Raw genomic sequence first — 12,940 nt, 5'->3', positions numbered from 1 at the left:
AGGCGGCGATGGAGGGAGTGGTGGGGTGGTGGGGTGGCAGTTGCTAGTGACGCCACGCGATAGTATATTTGCCGGACATGATCAGGTCGTTCGGATCGAAGGTGACAGAAGGGATCTGGAACGGTGATCCACAGCGGAAACTGCCTTCGACGATCCAGGAAACGGCCAGAAGAAAGCTCCGGATGATCAACAACGCCCAAGACATCGCCGATCTGCGCGTCCCACCCGCCAACCGCTTGGAGAAACTGGCTGGCCGCCTGAAGGACTTCTATAGCGTGCGCATCAACGACCAGTGGCGCATCATTTTCAAGTGGCAAAGCGGCAACGCCTACGAAGTGGAGATCATCGACTACCATTAAGATCAGCACCCATGAAGAAGCTCCCGAACATCCACCCCGGCACTGTGCTCGAAGAGGAGTTCCTCGTACCCATGGGCATCACGGCCTACCGCCTGGCCAAGGACATCAGTATCCCGCAAACGCGCGTATCTCAGATCATCAAGGGCGAGCGTCGCGTCACAGCGGATACCGCCCTGCGCCTCTCCAAGTACTTCGGTAATTCGGCCAAGTTCTGGCTGGGGTTACAGGACGATTTCGATATCGAAGAAGAGCTCAAAGGAAAAGGCAAGGAGTTGGCGGAGATCCCACTGGCGACAGCCAAGGCGGCCTGAAGCCTTTGCCGACCGGAAGTATGGCTTCTTTGAGGCCATTGGCTTCAACGCGCTGCTGCGCGCCGCGCAGGCGCAACCACGACGGTTCAAGGTGTACGAGAATGCGGGGACGTCGCGGATCAGTGTGCAGGATCCCGCCGAGGCGGGACAGGTCGTGAAGAACATCGAAGGGGCGAAGGCGGCGATGGAATCGGTTGTTGAGGTGAACGTTGCAGCATAAGAACTTGGGCCGTAGATCGTTCAACCAATACTTGAACCAGTTGGCATGAAGCCCTACCTGTCCTAATTGACCTGTGTGCCGCTCGTGCTCGGTCAACCTTGTGCTTCTCGCCTACCCTCATCCCCACAGGACCTTTGCGAAGTGCTCTTGCTCGTTCCCGAGATATCGGAACGCCACTTCGATCTGGATTACGTTGACAAGGCGATCGACCCGAGTTGGATCCGCCTGGATGCGGAAGGGTTCCATGCCCTCCACGACAGGAGAATGACGGAAAGTGATTCTGCGTGGGTCATAGGCAAGGTCATCATAAGAGAATCTCGCATCGGACTCCTCGTGCTGAACAGCTCTCCCGAGTGCGACCATGCGGTGCGGTATCTGACGCTCACCCTCTTCGATGGATGCTCGAAGCAGCCCCATTGGTTCTCCCTCATCGAGAACGACGACCATGGCGGCGTCTATGAACGCAGCGCGTTCCTCGTGGAGACTAACGACACACTCGTTGTTTCGATGAATACAGGTGAGTTGGGTGAATGGGGAGTTGACACGGTCTTTACCCGTAAGGATCGGATCCGACTTGCACCAATGGTTGACACTGTATCGACGGAGACTGGATTCGAGATCCGCCGGTGAGGCCTGCCGGTCATTCACACTTGAGAACTTGCCGAGGGCAAACCATGCCGATTCAAGGTGTACGAGAAGGCGGGAACGATGCTGATCAGCGTGCAGGATCCCGCCGAGGCGGGACAGGTCGTGAAGAACATCGAAGGGGCGAAGGCGGCAATGGAGAGTGTGGTGGGGGTGAAGGAGGTGGCCTGACCTATCTTCGATCCATGGCCACCAGCTCAAAGCGACCAAAGAAACCCAAGCAGACTTCGGAGAAGGCGCTTACCGTGGTGAGCGACCCGCAGGCCGTATACGCACGAAAGACGACCCCGAGAACAACATCCAAACGGCAGAAGCAGAAAGGCTACGATGCCAAGCGCTCCTCCGGGATGATCCCCGGCATAGCGGAGCGTATGAAGGAGTATTTGAAGACCATGCGTGATGACCGCTAAGTCGTTGCTGGTCGACACCAACGTATTGATCCACCACTGGGACGGCGATGCGCGCACAACGCCGCTGCTCGAAGACACGATCATCCACGTCTCCTTCGTCACCGAGATCGAAATACTCGGCTTTCATGGCTACACGGCCCATGAGCGTGCGAAAGTGACCGCCGACCTGGCATTCATCAAGATCGTGGACCTCGACGACGGGATCAAGTCAGCAGCCATGGACTTCCGTGCTCGTTATCGAATGAAACTCGCCGATGCGCTGATCGCGGCGACCGCCATCCGGCTCCGGAGTACCGCTCGTCACGGAAGACAAGCACTTCAAGAAGCTCAAGAACGAACTCACGCTGCATCTGCTCTAAAGGCTCCCGAACGTCCGCGATGTGTCAGGCACCTTGCGGATCAGCGTGCTGGATCCCGCTAAGGCGGGACAGGTCGTGAAGAACCCCGCCAAATGCGCGGGGCAGGCTGTGCATGGGGCGAAGGTGGCGTTGGAGGGGGTGGGGGGGTCCGGCCTGATCCCGGGCAGCACTTCGCCCTGGAAACGCGTCCAGTTGGTCTATCTTCACCATGCCATGACCAACGGGCAGATCCTCACGCTCAGCGCCGCTCTTGTCGCGACCTCGATGCATGCGCAGACGACGTTCGCTCCGACCGGTGCGAAATGGACCTACAAGCAGGCTCATTGGGGCGGTCCAGATACCGCCCTGATGGTGATCGAGGTGACGGGCGACACGCTCATCGAGGGCCGAATATGCAAGAAGCTCCAGATCAACGAGGGTTGGTTCGGCTGTCATCAACTTGCCCAGTTCCTCTCGGAGTCGCAGGACTCCCTGTTCTACTTCGGATCAAGCACAGGCCAGCATCATCTGGTCTTTCGATGGAACGCGGCCATCGGTGATGTGTGGTCCACTCCGGTGGTGCAGATCGGTCAGCAGGATACACTCGATTGGACCGTGCTGGATACGAGCCTGATCTGGGTGGATGGACTTTCGCTGCGCAGCCTGGAAGTGAGCGTGGAGTCCAGGCAGTGGTCCAGCTTCGGTTTCGGAGGTACGGTCACGGAGCGGCTCGGAAATCTGATCGCGCCGTTCGCCTGGCTCTATGGCGTCTGCGATGGCGAGGTCTTCGCGGGTCTTCGGTGTTATGAGGATACGGATATCACCTGGCAGAACCCATTGGTCGCGCAATGCACGCTGGGGGTCGGGATCGGAGAGCGTGAAGAGGCCGGATCGTGGATCAGACCTTCCCTGGCCTCCCGCGGAGAGCCGGTCTTCATTACTGGGGTTGAAGGCTCCATGACCGTCTTCGACGCGACCGGACGGCAATTGAGCGCGCAGACCGTCCGTGGCGAACAGGTCATTACGTTCGATCGCCCAGGCGCGTATGTCTTGCAGTTCAGTTCGGGTCGAGGTGAATGGTTCGTTGAGCGCGTCATGGTCCGTTGACAACGGAGGCTCAAGACCCCGATATCATCGAGGGGCTTTGGGACGCGATATGGGGTTAGTCCTTGCGCGGCCCACCTTCCAACTCCTCGATCGTCCTTCTTACCGACTCCAGCCTTTGGAGAGATGCGCGCTGACTTTCGCCTTCATGCAGCAACCCGCTCCGTTACCACTAACAGCAACCGGCCATTAACAGTTCCTTGGATCCCACGCATGCCACTGCCGATACCTTCGGATCATGCTACGCATCACGGGATTCGCTCTTTGCCTGTCCTGCTGCACTTTCTGCCCCGCGCAACTGGACGCCGACAGCGCGCGCATCGCCGAGCTGATGACGATCCTGCGGGAGCGGCACTTCGCGCCACGAGCCATCGACGACCGGTTCTCAGCGGACGTCTTCGACAGCTACCTGCGCACCCTTGACCCGGACACCCTCTATCTCTCAGCGCCAGAGCGCGAAATTCTGGCCAGCGATCGCTTGCACATCGATGACCAACTGGCGCACGGTGTGCCATCGTTCGTGCATCGCTGCGACAGCCTGATGTACGCCGGTCTGTTGCGCCCTGGCACTGGTCGATGGGGACGGCACGCCCACTGCGCACGCAGAACCGGACCGACGCTGGCATTGCCGACTCGCCGAACGCAGCTCGGAGGTCCGTGCTGCCCTGGGCGGTTCCGCAGATGAGGCCAGGGCCCTTGTGCGGGCCCGCGCACAGAACGACCTGCGCGCCCGGATCGAGCGCGGACGTGAAGAACGCATGGACCTTTTCCTTGGCACGCTGGCGAACGTGCATGACGCACAAAGCACCTACCTGTCGGCGGAAGAGCGTACGGGCTTCGACCATGCGATGACGCAGAGCTTCGTCGGCATCGGTGTCACGCTGTCGAGCACCGATGGCCGCATCCGCATCGGGTCGATGGAACCCGGCGGCCCCGCGGCGTTGGGCGGTGCATTGGCCATGGGCGATGAGCTGCTGACGGTGCGCGAGCTGAACGCCGCACCCGTGCCGGTGCCTGGTCTTTCCATCGACGCAACGGTGGACCTGCTTCGTGGCCCGGCCGGAAGCACGCTGGAGCTGATCCTTCGCCAGGCGGACGGCGAACAACGGACCGTGGTCCTGGAACGCGCGCTCATCCACCCTGCGGCGGGCCAGGCGCGGGCATGTGTGGTGCGTGGTGCCGGTCCACCCATCGGTGTGATCACCTTGCCGCGCTTCTATACCGACCTGTCCGGCGGGAGCGCGCCGCGCTGTTCCCAGGACGTCGCGGAACTGCTCGACACCCTCCTGTACGCAGGGATCGGCGGCCTCGCCATCGACCTGCGCGACAACCAGGGCGGCAGCATGAGCGAGACCATCCACATCCTCGGCCTCTTTCTCGATGCGGGACCCGTCGCGCAGCGCCTTGCCCCGTGACGGCACCGTGCGCGTGCTTTCGACGACCCCGGAGCGGGCCCGCTATCGAGGACCGCTCGTCGTGCTCGTGAACGAGCACAGCGCATCGGCCTCTGAGTTCTTCGCGGCCGCCTTGCAGGACCACAAGCGCGCCGTGGTGCTGGGTGGACCTCGGACCTACGGCAAAGGCACCATCCAGAACATGGTGCCCCTCGCGCCGATCGCTGATGCTGATGGCGCAGTGACCTCCACTGGTTCCGCCAAGATCACCGTGGGCCTCTTCTTCCGACCATCGGGGACCAGTGTGCAACTGGAGGGTGTCGTTCCTGACATCGTGCTTGATAGCGAACCATCGTTTGAACCGACCGGTGAACGCGCATTGCCTTTCGCCATGAAGCACGATGGGATCGCCGCTTGCACGATCACACCGTGGCACCCGGCAGGCGCATGGCGCGAGGAAACCATCCAGCGCGCACGCGATCGGATGGCCGCTGGTGTCCTTCCCGGAAGTGCTTCGACGGTCCACTCGACGTGGTACAACGTTTCCGAAGCAGATCCCATCGACACGGACGAACCGGGATCGGCGCATGCGATCCTGCTGCTTCAAGACGCATCTGGTGCAGGCAGCCTCACGAACCCGCTGAGGGCGGATCGATCCTCGAGCTGTCGCTGAACCACCAACGGCACGGGCATAGTACCACTGACCGGATCTACGGCGCCTCACCCTTTCCCGCCCTTTCATCCGCAGAAGCCGTGGCGGAGGTGGACTCCAACTCCTCGATCGTCCTTCTCGCCGCTTTCAACGATCCTCTTCAGTGCAAGGCTAGCGGACAACAAGCGACCCGACTGGTGGGAACCGGTACATTCGGCATTGGCCACCACAGAAACACGAAAAGGCGCATGACCGACGTTACCCCGCCCGAACCGCTACGCGCGCGCTTCAACCCGCTCATACGACCGTACCTGGTGCTTCAGGTCGCCCTATTCCTTGCTGCAACGGTCGTGTGCATTCCGCTGGCCGTGATCTGGGTGCTTGGTGTGGGTCAATGGTGGGCCCGCCATTACTTCGATAAGTTGGAATGCGAGTTGGGGCCGAAGCTGCTGCGCTACCGCAAGGGCATCCTGTTCCAGATCGAGAAGACGATCCCGTTGGAGAACATCCAGGATGTGACTTTCGTGGAGGGTCCTCTGCTCAAGCACTTCAACCTGAGCATCCTGAAGTTCGAGACGGCCGGTCAGAGCCAGGGACAAGCGCACGACATGCGGTTGATCGGCATCATCGACGCGCACGAGTTCCGCGACCGGATCCTGGCACAGCGCGAAGCCTTGAAGCATGGGCGCGAACCTGAACAAACCAGTCCTTCCTCAGCGGCCAGTGAGGAGACCGTGGTGCTGCTGCGCCGCATTCTCGAACGGTTGGATGCGATCGCAGCCCGTTGAGAGGAGCATTTCGCTCCGCAGTTCGAACGGGAACTGTGATCCCTGATTGCTCGACAGTGGAGCACGACCAGTCCGTGTTCAACCCGCCGCATCGGCCTCCCCTTCCCCGCCCCCTCCAACTCCTCGATCGTCCGCCGCGCCGCCTCCAACCGCACCCGGTTGTTCTTGCTCACGAGCATGTTGGTGATGAGCTTCTCCATGCGGTGGTGCAGCGGGATGAGCAACGCGGCGATGGCGGCCATGCACAGCAGCATCAGCAACGGCGAGTGGTGCGTGAGTTCACCCAGTACAGGATGCACCAGTAGATTGATGAACTCAAAGAAGAGCAGCAGCGCGATGAGCGAAAGGTTCTTGATCGCCTTGGCGCCGACCACCGCCGTGCGGCTGAACACCAGCAGGAAGATGCCCAGCGTGATAACGATGAGGGCGATGATGCCGAACTGGATGTTGCGGGAGCGGGTCGCGACTTCCTCCGCGCGCAATTTGGCATCCTCCATGTCCTTGAGCTGCTGCGCGAAGAGCTGGCTCTGGAGCTGGCTGCGGTTCTGCGTGGAGATAACGCTGTCGCGAAATGAGATGCAGAGCTTCGCGTAATGGAACGCGCTATCCGTCCTGCCGTTCGCATGGTATGCATCGGCCAGGGCTTCGGCAGCTCTCTGCGCCATCCCTGGGTTGCTCACCCCTTCTGCGGCTCGGAAAGCCAATTGCGCGATGGATTGCGCCTCCGCTGTGCGGCCCTGTTCCATGAGCAAGGAAGCATACTCCGAAGCGAACTGAACGAGGGGAAGCGGTAGTTGGAACGAATCAGCAGCGGCGATCGTGCGCTTGAAATGCAGCTCGGCCAGATGGTTCTCTTTCCGGGCCGCATACACTGCGGCAAGCGCACCGTTCGAATACGTGTAGGTCCATGGGTCCACGCCTGGTGAACCGACCATTTCCACTTGCTTGGTGTAGTACAGCGCGGAATCGAGCTCGCCACGGTCCATGAAGACCCGGGCTATTGTTGACAGCCCTCGCGAACGGATCCCGGGGGGCATGCCCAAAGCCAGCGCTTTGCGCATGTAGCGCATGGAGCCATCATTGTCGCCCACGCGTTGATAGAGCACGGCGAGCTCCTTGCACACCGCGCCCATCCAAATACTGTCACCAGCACTTGTGTAGTGGTCGAGCGATAAGTTGTAATGCTTCAATGCCCCGTTCACGTCATTGGCGATGGTGAATGCCGACCCGATGGCCAGATGCGCCCTGCCGATAAGCGTGTCGTTCCTGGTGGGTTCGGCCACCTCAAGCGTGCGGATCGAGGTGCTCGTGCATTCGTCCTGCTTGTTGAGGTACAGGTACTTCATTACGAGCCTGGAGAGCAGCGCGACCTTCTCACGCGCGTCGGTGGTCGCTTTTTTCCCGTACGATCAGTTCTTCCAACGGCAGCGTGCTGAACCGCGTTTGAATCGTATCGAAAGGCTGTGCACGCAGATCTCCGATGGTGCTCATGATGACAACCGCACAGAGCAGCCGGACCACCTTCATGATCGATCGTCCTTGAGGTGTGTTACGCATCATTCCCATCATCTCGGGCCCGTGTCTGTTGGCCTTGCTTCCAACTCTTCGATGCGTCCGCCGCGCCGCTTCCAATCGTACGCGGTTGTTCTTCGATACAAGCATGTTGGTGATGAGCTTCTCCATGCGGTGGTGCAGTGGGATCAACAACCCTGCTATGGCGGCCATGCAAAGCAGCATGAGGATCGGCGAGTGGTTGGTGATGCGGTCCAAGAACGGATGCAGCAGCAGATTGATGAACTCGAAGAAGAGCAGCAGCGCGATGAGCGAGAGGGTTCTTGATGGCCTTGGCGCCCCCACCGCCGTTCGGCTGAACACCAGCAGGAAGATGCCCAGCGTGATCACGATGAGGGCGATGATGCCGAACTGGATGTTGCGGGAGCGGGCCTCTGCGGCTTCGGCCTTCAGCTTCGCATCCTCTCGATCCTTCAGCTCCTGCTCGAAGGCCATGTTCTGTAGCTTGTTCAGGTTGGTCACGTTCCTCAAACTGTCGTCATAGGCCGCTTTAAATGTGAAGAAGTGGAATGCGCTATCGAGGCGACCAATGCGTTTGAAGGCATCACGCAGCAGCTCTGTTGACTCGATCATACCGACCAGATCGTCCCCGTCCTGGCTCACCTTCAAGCCCCGTCGGCCATCGGCGATCGCTCCCTCCACGTCCTCCGCCTCCAGCTTCATGCGCCCACGGGCAACCAGCGCTGCATAGAGCGGAACCATCACCTTGAACGACTCAGCCACCTCGATGCAACGCTTGAAATGCACCTCGGCCAAGTCGCGTTCGCCCTTGGCCGCATAGGCCGCCCAAGGCACATAATACGAGCGCGTAGCCGTACGTATCCTCAGCCGGGTTGGTCACAATGTTCGACCGCTGCGCCCAGTACAGCGCGGAATCGGCTTGCCCCATCAACCTGAAACAATCGCTCATATGACAACACGCCCGATTGATCTGCGATGGTCGGCGCAGGTTGGTCAACGCCTTCCTCAAGTAGTCTGGCCAGGGGAAAGTCTCCCAACGGCTTATAGATGGAGGCAAAGCCCTTCTGCACGGTGCCGATATAGTCATGGCTTCCCGAAGCATTCGCATGTTCCAGCGCCTTCTGCGAGTACTTCAATTGCAGCGCGCTTTCCGATGAACCGATAAAGCTTCCGCTCAGGTCGTCGTAGGCGTTGGCGAGCAAAGTGTCCACCTGCAGTTGCTCGGCAAGTTCAAGCTCCTCTTTGGCAGACTGTCGGGCCTCCTGCTTGAGCCCTCTGTTCCAACATGCCCACCGATGGTTGCTGGTGATCCAATAACGCTCTTGCGGCGGCCGTGACAAGTCATAGCGCGTTCGCAAGGAATCGAACCGCGGTTGACTGACGAACTGCTGCGCAGATAGCACGAGGTGAACCATGCTTGCTAACACAAAGACGACCGGCCGGGCGATCGTGATGTACTTCCTCATTGGGCGCTGTCGGTGTTGGACTCCAACTCCTCGATCGTCCTTCTCGCCGCCTCCAATCGTACGCGGTTGTTCTTCGATACAAGCATATTGGTGATGAGCTTCTCCATGCGGTGGTGCAGCGGGATCAGCAGCCCCTGCGATCGCGGCCATGCACAACAGCATCAGGATCGGTGAGTGGTTGGTGATGCGGTCCAAGAACGGATGCAGCAGCAGATTGATGAACTCGAAGAAGAGCAGCAGCGCGATCGGCGAGAGGTTCTTGATGGCCTTGGCGCCAACGACCGCCGTACGGCTGAACACCAGCAGGAAGATGCCCAGTGTGAGAACGATGAGGGCGATGATGCCGAACTGGATGTTGCGGGAGCGGGCGGCGGAGGCTTCGGCTTTCAATTTGGCATCCTCGTGGTCCTTCAGTTCCTGCTCGAAGGTCATGCCTTGCACCTTGTACAAGTTGTTCACGTTGGTCAGGCTGTCCTGCAGCCATACCATGCGATGCAAGTACGTGTAGGCGCTATCCTCTTGCCCGATCGCGCGGAAAGCTTGCTGCACAATGTCCGCCGCGACGATGGCATCCGATAGTGTGATGGTGCTCTGTCAGGGCTATCGGGTCTTAATCCTTAGGAGTTGCTCACGGAAGGCATCTGAGTAGGAGGCCTGCTTGCGCTTGAGGTTCATGGTGAGCTTGGGTGTCCGGTCCAGTTTACAGAGGTTGAGGGCCCATCGGCGGATGGTGGCCAGATTGCGATCGGCGTGGTCCTTCCGCACGCGGGAGGCGTCTTCCTGGAAGGTGACGTCCAAGACCCAGTGCAGCGAGTTCTCGATGCCCCAATGGGCGCGTATCAGGGCGTTGAACCTGCGTGCATCGGTCTTGAGGCTGGAGAGGTAGTAGCGGGTCTGGCTGGTGGTCTTGCTCTCGATCACCCGGTGGGTGATGGCCTGGACGCGCACCAGTGAACGCAAGCCGGTCCAATGCGCCGCATCGGAGAGCACGTAGGATCGTCGATCACTTCGCGCATCCGCGTGTTTCCACGCGACCATGGCCTTTGGTGTCCTGCTGGTCGTGGCTGTGGGTCTTGTGATGGACGAAGGCAAGGGCGACCTCTTCGAGCAGTTCGGGCTGGTTCTCCTTCAAGCCCAGGAGATAGTCGGCCTTGCGCTCCTGGATCAGTGCTGCGATCTTTTTCTGGCAACCCATGGCATCGATGCTCACCACCCTTCAACTCCAGCATTTCAAGCAATGCGGGGATGGCCGTGATCTCGTTGGTCTTGCCATCCACTTTGCAGTTGCCCCAGCACAAGCTGGTTCTGGTGGCTCCATGCGCTGATCATGTGGATGGCCTCCTTGCCATCGAGCCGATCGTAGCTGCCGCGCAAGCGCTTGCCATCACTGGCCACCAGCTCTCCTTCGGTGATCTGGCACACGCGGGCCGTCCACCGGGCGAAGCAGGCGGCGAAGGCCACCGGATCGAGCCGCCGGAGCAGGTCGCCGATCGTGTCGTGCGATGGCACCTTGTCATCCGTGAAGTGGCCGTGGCGTTTGAACCAATCGAGCTTGGCCAGGCCGAAGTGGGCGATCTCGCTGGCTCCCTGGCAATCGCTGAGCACCGCCGAGAGGATCAGCAGCAAGAGCGAGCTCAGCGGATACCGCTTGGTGCGGTCGATGCGCGGGTCTTCCAGTTCCTCGAAGGGCTCCAACAGGTCCATGGTGCGGTTCCCGCATGTGAGCGAGAGGCCGCAAGCACTCCTTCTCAATGGTGGGGATCAAGACCCCCGACCTACGATCGATTAACCGCCCACCGTGGGTTTAAGAGCCGATAGCCCTGCCCAAGCCCAGCTCAGTCCTCTTCGGTGGCCCTTCTTCGCTATGGTCTGAACCCTAAGCGCGGGACAAAGTCTAGAGTCTGCGGCAGCGGCGGTGAAGAAGTGAGGAAAGGCACGGCCTGCTCTCTTATTCACATCCTCAATTCGCAGTGGTGATCGACCGGTTCTTCCAGGCCGTCTCCATGCTTGCTGCTGGCTCTCGCCCCACATGAAGCGTTCTGCCAACGTCAGCGCATGGTGCAGGCACCGACCGACCGGCACCGGATCGATGTAGCGCCTCAGGCGGGGGCTCAGCTCCAGGGAGTGCCTGTGGTCGCCCAGGCTCGTGTTCACCATGACATGCCCATCCACGGCCTCTATGTACTCTCCGAGCTCCTTCTTGCGGATGCTCTTGAGGAGACCTTGGCGAACCAGATGATGAGCAGGGACATCGCCAGGAAGGATCCAGAGGCAGTCAGGCTCTGCCATTGGTACTCGGTTCCCCAGTGCATCAGCACGCTCAGCAGGATGAAGATGAGGCTCAACGGAATCAACGTAGCGCCGTACATCCGCTTGGTCATGGTGTAGTGCTCCTCGATGTCGAACTCGAGCTTAATGACCGAGCCGTTGACCCCTTCGCGGATGTCGCCCACGATGGAAGGCACGGCGCTCATGGGCCCGTAGCGCACATGCTTGATGTCGAAGGATAGGAGCCCACCTCTCCGTAATAGTGCGCGTGCGGGGATCCGGGCACTGACTCGAAGTCGGGCACGGTCATCTCCTTTAGCCGGCTGATCGGTTCAACTGGTGTGTGCCGGGTCTCGATGGTGGTGAAGGGCGTGTTCATGGCTTGCTCGTTTTGAGGTGAATGAGAGCGAGTTCTCCAAGGTCAGGCGCAGCCACATGGTCATTACGGTGGCCCATGCGAACAGCGACATGTACACCAGCGCTTGCGGGATGGGCAGCAGGAAGTGGAGTTCCAGCGCTTGGGCAAGCCTGTAGGTGCATACCGTGTACATGCCGATCGGGAATACCATGCCCCAGTACTGCGGGTGGTAGCTCATGGGAATCAGGCGGTACAGATGGCGCCACATCCCGAGCACGATGATGATCGGGATCCACCAGGTGCCGAAACCCCAGAACAGTAGCGTGAGGCCGGTGATGAATGCTTGAGCGGCCAGCAGCTCCCACTGGGATGCGGCGTTGATCAAAGTAGCCCCGGCGAGGGTGGTGATGGCCACCGCACCCATGCTGATCCAGAACGGCGGGGCGCACTCCTCGGCCCTCATCTCGAAGAAGGTGAGGCGGTAGAAGATCAGGGATCGCGATGATGTAGAGCATGCATCCGATGAAGAACAGGAGCATCGAGATGAACAAGGCCGCTTCCTTGGAGATGAAGAGAGCAGGTCGGCCAGTTGGGTCCCTAGGACGACTACCGATTGGGTAGACACCACCATGAGCAGCCACACCCCATTGATCCCCATCTCGAGCGTTGGCTTGCCCCGCTTCACGGTGATCATCACGAAGAAGAAGTAGATGATGGCCACGTAGAGCGCGAAGCCGAGGTAATAGAGCCAGCGTGCCGGCCCAGGGTCTTCGGCGATGATGGCGTACTGGCTGCCCAGCACATTGGTGGCGGCCACCACGGTGAGGAAGCCGGGCTCCGGCGTGATCGGAGATGTCCCGAAGGAACCGGTCGCTGTAGAAGATGAGCCGGAGCAGGAGCATCAGCCACAGAATAAGGTGGGCTGTCTTGTTGAAGCCGAACAACACTTGAGCCGCCATGGGCATGCCCAACTGGTAAGCGCCTATGGAGACGATGCCCGTGGCCATCACCAAGGCGAAATGGGCCGGGAACAACTGGGCGATCTCCGCACGCAGGCGCGGCAACAGGTGGCTGTGGAACTCGGCGAGGGTCAT

Annotated in this window: 17 protein-coding genes and 1 pseudogene; 10 read left to right on the top strand and 8 right to left on the bottom strand. The window is 60.2% G+C overall.

Annotated elements, in window-relative coordinates:
- The first annotated feature begins 77 nt into the window (after positions 1-77).
- The 10 genes from IPJ87_16875 to IPJ87_16830 all read left to right on the top strand — a co-directional run bounded on the left by IPJ87_16875 (position 78) and on the right by IPJ87_16830 (position 6,221).
- A complete protein-coding gene (locus IPJ87_16875) occupies positions 78-359 on the top strand; it encodes a type II toxin-antitoxin system RelE/ParE family toxin (GenBank protein ID MBK7943519.1) in 282 nt (93 codons plus the stop codon).
- Positions 360-370: 11 nt separating this feature from the next.
- Positions 371-670 (top strand): HigA family addiction module antidote protein, encoded by a 300-nt coding sequence (locus tag IPJ87_16870; protein MBK7943518.1) that lies wholly within the window; start codon positions 371-373, stop codon positions 668-670.
- Positions 671-1,031: 361 nt separating this feature from the next.
- Positions 1,032-1,520, top strand: coding sequence for a hypothetical protein (locus tag IPJ87_16865; GenBank protein MBK7943517.1), 489 nt, complete (start codon positions 1,032-1,034; stop codon positions 1,518-1,520).
- Between the two features lie 200 nt (positions 1,521-1,720).
- Entirely contained in the window at positions 1,721-1,945 is a 225-nt protein-coding gene (locus IPJ87_16860) for a hypothetical protein (protein MBK7943516.1), read from the top strand.
- A complete protein-coding gene (locus IPJ87_16855; protein MBK7943515.1) occupies positions 1,935-2,366 on the top strand; it encodes a PIN domain-containing protein in 432 nt (143 codons plus the stop codon). Before IPJ87_16860 ends, IPJ87_16855 begins: the two co-directional genes overlap by 11 nt.
- A 151-nt stretch (positions 2,367-2,517) precedes the next feature.
- Positions 2,518-3,390: a hypothetical protein gene (locus tag IPJ87_16850; protein MBK7943514.1), complete on the top strand. Its 873-nt coding sequence runs from the start codon at positions 2,518-2,520 to the stop codon at positions 3,388-3,390.
- Between the two features lie 235 nt (positions 3,391-3,625).
- Entirely contained in the window at positions 3,626-4,072 is a 447-nt protein-coding gene (locus IPJ87_16845; protein ID MBK7943513.1) for a hypothetical protein, read from the top strand.
- Between the two features lie 73 nt (positions 4,073-4,145).
- Positions 4,146-4,802 carry a PDZ domain-containing protein gene (locus tag IPJ87_16840; GenBank protein MBK7943512.1) on the top strand — a complete coding sequence of 219 codons (657 nt, stop codon included), beginning with the start codon at positions 4,146-4,148 and terminating at the stop codon, positions 4,800-4,802.
- On the top strand, positions 4,768-5,454 hold the full coding sequence (locus tag IPJ87_16835) for a hypothetical protein (GenBank protein MBK7943511.1): 687 nt from the start codon (positions 4,768-4,770) through the stop codon (positions 5,452-5,454). Before IPJ87_16840 ends, IPJ87_16835 begins: the two co-directional genes overlap by 35 nt.
- A gap of 80 nt (positions 5,455-5,534) precedes the next feature.
- The gene (locus IPJ87_16830) at positions 5,535-6,221 is read left to right on the top strand and encodes a PH domain-containing protein (GenBank protein MBK7943510.1); all 687 of its coding nucleotides are present in this window, start codon (positions 5,535-5,537) and stop codon (positions 6,219-6,221) included.
- Between the two features lie 1,374 nt (positions 6,222-7,595).
- On the opposite strand, the gene IPJ87_16825 is transcribed toward IPJ87_16830, so the two are convergent.
- The 8 genes and pseudogenes from IPJ87_16825 to IPJ87_16790 all read right to left on the bottom strand — a co-directional run bounded on the left by IPJ87_16825 (position 7,596) and on the right by IPJ87_16790 (position 12,940).
- Complete coding sequence (locus IPJ87_16825; protein ID MBK7943509.1) at positions 7,596-8,588, bottom strand: hypothetical protein; 993 nt, start codon at positions 8,586-8,588, stop codon at positions 7,596-7,598.
- Positions 8,589-8,617: 29 nt separating this feature from the next.
- A complete protein-coding gene (locus IPJ87_16820; GenBank protein MBK7943508.1) occupies positions 8,618-9,709 on the bottom strand; it encodes a hypothetical protein in 1,092 nt (363 codons plus the stop codon).
- Between the two features lie 111 nt (positions 9,710-9,820).
- Positions 9,821-10,210 carry an ISAs1 family transposase gene (locus tag IPJ87_16815; protein MBK7943507.1) on the bottom strand — a complete coding sequence of 130 codons (390 nt, stop codon included), beginning with the start codon at positions 10,208-10,210 and terminating at the stop codon, positions 9,821-9,823.
- 13 nt (positions 10,211-10,223) lie between these two features.
- Positions 10,224-10,430, bottom strand: a complete 207-nt coding sequence (locus IPJ87_16810; GenBank protein MBK7943506.1) for a hypothetical protein — start codon at positions 10,428-10,430, stop codon at positions 10,224-10,226.
- Between the two features lie 20 nt (positions 10,431-10,450).
- Positions 10,451-10,924 carry an ISAs1 family transposase gene (locus IPJ87_16805; protein ID MBK7943505.1) on the bottom strand — a complete coding sequence of 158 codons (474 nt, stop codon included), beginning with the start codon at positions 10,922-10,924 and terminating at the stop codon, positions 10,451-10,453.
- Between the two features lie 473 nt (positions 10,925-11,397).
- Positions 11,398-11,694 carry a hypothetical protein gene (locus IPJ87_16800; GenBank protein ID MBK7943504.1) on the bottom strand — a complete coding sequence of 99 codons (297 nt, stop codon included), beginning with the start codon at positions 11,692-11,694 and terminating at the stop codon, positions 11,398-11,400.
- Positions 11,695-11,820: 126 nt separating this feature from the next.
- Positions 11,821-12,663: a tellurite resistance/C4-dicarboxylate transporter family protein gene (locus IPJ87_16795; protein MBK7943503.1), complete on the bottom strand. Its 843-nt coding sequence runs from the start codon at positions 12,661-12,663 to the stop codon at positions 11,821-11,823.
- 28 nt (positions 12,664-12,691) lie between these two features.
- Positions 12,692-12,940: pseudogene (locus IPJ87_16790) on the bottom strand (C4-dicarboxylate ABC transporter).

Source organism: Flavobacteriales bacterium (genome assembly GCA_016713875.1).
Lineage (GTDB): Bacteria > Bacteroidota > Bacteroidia > Flavobacteriales_F > PHOS-HE28 > PHOS-HE28.
This window is presented reverse-complemented; position numbering and strand designations above follow the sequence as displayed.

Coding starts and splice junctions, on each gene's coding strand:
- IPJ87_16800 (MBK7943504.1), bottom strand. CDS start 11,694: ATGAGCGCCGTGCCTTCCATCGTGGGCGACATCCGCGAAGGGGTCAAC.
- IPJ87_16855 (MBK7943515.1), top strand. CDS start 1,935: ATGACCGCTAAGTCGTTGCTGGTCGACACCAACGTATTGATCCACCAC.
- IPJ87_16820 (MBK7943508.1), bottom strand. CDS start 9,709: ATGGTATGGCTGCAGGACAGCCTGACCAACGTGAACAACTTGTACAAG.
- IPJ87_16845 (MBK7943513.1), top strand. CDS start 3,626: ATGCTACGCATCACGGGATTCGCTCTTTGCCTGTCCTGCTGCACTTTC.
- IPJ87_16850 (MBK7943514.1), top strand. CDS start 2,518: ATGACCAACGGGCAGATCCTCACGCTCAGCGCCGCTCTTGTCGCGACC.
- IPJ87_16835 (MBK7943511.1), top strand. CDS start 4,768: ATGCGGGACCCGTCGCGCAGCGCCTTGCCCCGTGACGGCACCGTGCGC.
- IPJ87_16840 (MBK7943512.1), top strand. CDS start 4,146: ATGGACCTTTTCCTTGGCACGCTGGCGAACGTGCATGACGCACAAAGC.
- IPJ87_16870 (MBK7943518.1), top strand. CDS start 371: ATGAAGAAGCTCCCGAACATCCACCCCGGCACTGTGCTCGAAGAGGAG.
- IPJ87_16805 (MBK7943505.1), bottom strand. CDS start 10,924: ATGGACCTGTTGGAGCCCTTCGAGGAACTGGAAGACCCGCGCATCGAC.
- IPJ87_16860 (MBK7943516.1), top strand. CDS start 1,721: ATGGCCACCAGCTCAAAGCGACCAAAGAAACCCAAGCAGACTTCGGAG.
- IPJ87_16875 (MBK7943519.1), top strand. CDS start 78: ATGATCAGGTCGTTCGGATCGAAGGTGACAGAAGGGATCTGGAACGGT.